Here is a 567-nt window from a genome sequence, read left to right as displayed (position 1 = left end):
GATATATTGCCAGACCGGAGGGGCCCCGCGGGCGGGAATCACGCACTCCATATTTTGTTCACAAATCAACTAACTGGGCTCCGAGTTGCTCAGAGTCACGCGTATGGTCATAAAACTTGGACAGACCGTATGACCTCGGGAATCTTGCTGTCCACTGTAGACATAGCATCTTTATACCCTCGTCGATCTCCGCTAGTTAGCCCGTAATAAATTGAAGGACAACGTTAACAAACCTATATAAACGCCAGTGGGGGCTCTATCACTAATTAGACAGTGCCCCCACTGGCGGAGTGTATTTGAGTAAAACAATGCCCCTTAATTAATGTACTGGAAATAAGGAGCAAAAGATCCGTCCGGATATACGTGACGACAGAACCCTGGAGCCGACTGAGCGCCACCAGAAAGCGACATGAGTAAAAAGATCGGCTCTGCCTCACCGCGAACGACTACGATGCCCTCGACTAAAGCCAATCCGAACACACCTAAAACAGATAGGGCAAATGTCGGTTTATATAACGCAAAAAAGGGGGGAGGCCGCGAGGCCTCCCCCTTCTCCATTTCCTCTGA

1 protein-coding gene is annotated in these 567 nt (G+C 49.6%); it reads right to left on the bottom strand.

Going from position 1 to position 567, the window contains the following annotated elements:
* Positions 1–315: 315 nt before the first annotated feature.
* Positions 316–567, bottom strand: a 252-nt coding sequence (locus DXD49_RS09970; RefSeq protein WP_233541793.1) for a hypothetical protein, incomplete at its 5' end; no start/stop codon positions are given.

This window comes from Collinsella sp. TM05-38, from assembly GCF_003466445.1.
Taxonomy (GTDB): domain Bacteria; phylum Actinomycetota; class Coriobacteriia; order Coriobacteriales; family Coriobacteriaceae; genus Collinsella.
The sequence above is the reverse complement of the archived record's forward strand: the minus strand, read 5'-3'. Positions and strand labels throughout refer to the sequence as shown.